Source organism: Achromobacter pulmonis (assembly GCF_002885955.2).
GTDB lineage: Bacteria > Pseudomonadota > Gammaproteobacteria > Burkholderiales > Burkholderiaceae_B > Achromobacter > Achromobacter pulmonis_A.
Genome location: NZ_POQS01000003.1, coordinates 131,552 through 133,960, shown reverse-complemented (window position 1 = coordinate 133,960; position 2,409 = coordinate 131,552). Strand labels below are relative to the sequence as shown.

Below are 2,409 nucleotides of genomic sequence, written 5' to 3'. Positions count from 1 at the left end.
AACCCGCAGATCTCCGCGCTGAGAAAGCCGCTGGACATCCTGGTGGCCACGCCCGGCCGCCTGCTGGACCACTGCGGCCAGAAAACCATCGACCTGTCCGGCGTCGAGATCCTGGTGCTGGACGAAGCCGACCGCATGCTGGACATGGGCTTCATCCGCGATATCCGCAAGATCCTCGCGCTGCTGCCCAAGCAGCGCCAGAACCTGCTGTTCTCGGCCACCTTCTCCGACGACATCCGCACCCTGGCGCGCGGCGTGCTGAACAATCCCGGCGAGGTCTCCGTGACCCCGCGCAACACCGCCACCGAGCTGGTCACCCAGACCGTGCACATGGTGGAACAGCACCACAAGCGCGACCTGCTCAGCCACATCATCCGCGAAAGCGGCTGGCACCAGGTGCTGGTGTTCACGCGCACCAAGCACGGCGCCAACCGCCTGGCCGAAAAGCTGGTCAAGGACGGCCTGACCGCCGCCGCCATCCACGGCAACAAGAGCCAGTCGGCCCGCACCCGCGCGCTGGCCGGCTTCAAGGACAGCTCCGTGGCGGTGCTGGTGGCCACTGACATCGCCGCGCGCGGCCTGGACATCGACCAGCTGCCCCAGGTGGTGAACTTCGAGCTGCCCAACGTGCCCGAGGACTACGTGCACCGCATCGGCCGCACCGGCCGCGCCGGCGCCACCGGCGCCGCGGTCTCGCTGGTCGACAACAGCGAAATCAAGCTGCTCAAGGACATCGAGCGCCTGATCAAGAAGACCATCGAGCGCAAGCCGGTCGAAGGCTGGACCCCGCCCGCCACCAGCGCCGCCGCCTACGAGCGCCAGGAGCGCGAGGAAGACAACCGCAGCCCGCGCGGCGGCAACCGCAACGGCCGCGGCGGCAACGCCAATGGCGGGCGCGGACGTCCGGCCCAGGGCCAGCCCCGTTCGGCCGCCGGCGGCCGCGCGCCGGCGCCGGCCCGCGCCGGCGAAGGCCGCGCCAGCCACGCCCCGCGCGACGGCAAGCCCGCCGACCGCCCGGCCCACGCCGGCCGCAACGAAAACCGCCCGCAGCAGAACCATCGCCGTCCGGAAGGCGCCGCCCGTCCGGCCGGCAATGGCGGCGCGGGACGCCCCGCGCGCGCCGCGCTGCTGAGCAAGTAATATCACCGGCAACCCCAGAACCGCGATCACGGACCCGCGCCATGCCCTTATCCACCTGGTTGACGTTTTTCCTGGCCTCCTGGGCCATTTCGTTCTCGCCCGGCGCGGGCGCGATCTCGGCCATGTCTTCCGGGCTGAAGTACGGGTTCGCGCGCGGCTACTGGAACACGGCCGNACCCCGCGCAACACCGCCACCGAGCTGGTCACCCAGACCGTGCACATGGTGGAACAGCACCACAAGCGCGACCTGCTCAGCCACATCATCCGCGAAAGCGGCTGGCACCAGGTGCTGGTGTTCACGCGCACCAAGCACGGCGCCAACCGCCTGGCCGAAAAGCTGGTCAAGGACGGCCTGACCGCCGCCGCCATCCACGGCAACAAGAGCCAGTCGGCCCGCACCCGCGCGCTGGCCGGCTTCAAGGACAGCTCCGTGGCGGTGCTGGTGGCCACTGACATCGCCGCGCGCGGCCTGGACATCGACCAGCTGCCCCAGGTGGTGAACTTCGAGCTGCCCAACGTGCCCGAGGACTACGTGCACCGCATCGGCCGCACCGGCCGCGCCGGCGCCACCGGCGCCGCGGTCTCGCTGGTCGACAACAGCGAAATCAAGCTGCTCAAGGACATCGAGCGCCTGATCAAGAAGACCATCGAGCGCAAGCCGGTCGAAGGCTGGACCCCGCCCGCCACCAGCGCCGCCGCCTACGAGCGCCAGGAGCGCGAGGAAGACAACCGCAGCCCGCGCGGCGGCAACCGCAACGGCCGCGGCGGCAACGCCAATGGCGGGCGCGGACGTCCGGCCCAGGGCCAGCCCCGTTCGGCCGCCGGCGGCCGCGCGCCGGCGCCGGCCCGCGCCGGCGAAGGCCGCGCCAGCCACGCCCCGCGCGACGGCAAGCCCGCCGACCGCCCGGCCCACGCCGGCCGCAACGAAAACCGCCCGCAGCAGAACCATCGCCGTCCGGAAGGCGCCGCCCGTCCGGCCGGCAATGGCGGCGCGGGACGCCCCGCGCGCGCCGCGCTGCTGAGCAAGTAATATCACCGGCAACCCCAGAACCGCGATCACGGACCCGCGCCATGCCCTTATCCACCTGGTTGACGTTTTTCCTGGCCTCCTGGGCCATTTCGTTCTCGCCCGGCGCGGGCGCGATCTCGGCCATGTCTTCCGGGCTGAAGTACGGGTTCGCGCGCGGCTACTGGAACACGGCCGGCCTGATCATGGGCATCCTGTTCCAGTTCGTGGTCGTGGCCGTGGGCCTGGGCGCGGTGCTGGCC

Annotated in this window: 1 protein-coding gene and 3 pseudogenes; all 4 read left to right on the top strand. The window is 71.5% G+C overall.

Going from position 1 to position 2,409, the window contains the following annotated elements; genetic code table 11:
• On the top strand, window positions 1-1,140 hold a 1,140-nt coding region (locus C1I89_RS11885), incomplete at its 5' end, for a DEAD/DEAH box helicase (RefSeq protein ID WP_102772988.1).
• A gap of 41 nt (window positions 1,141-1,181) precedes the next feature.
• Window positions 1,182-1,313, top strand: a pseudogene (locus C1I89_RS11880) (threonine transporter RhtB); the annotation flags it as partial.
• Window positions 1,268-2,170: pseudogene (locus C1I89_RS11875) on the top strand (helicase-related protein); the annotation flags it as partial. The pseudogenes C1I89_RS11880 and C1I89_RS11875, both read left to right, overlap by 46 nt.
• 41 nt (window positions 2,171-2,211) lie before the next feature.
• Window positions 2,212-2,409, top strand: a pseudogene (locus tag C1I89_RS11870) (threonine transporter RhtB); the annotation flags it as partial.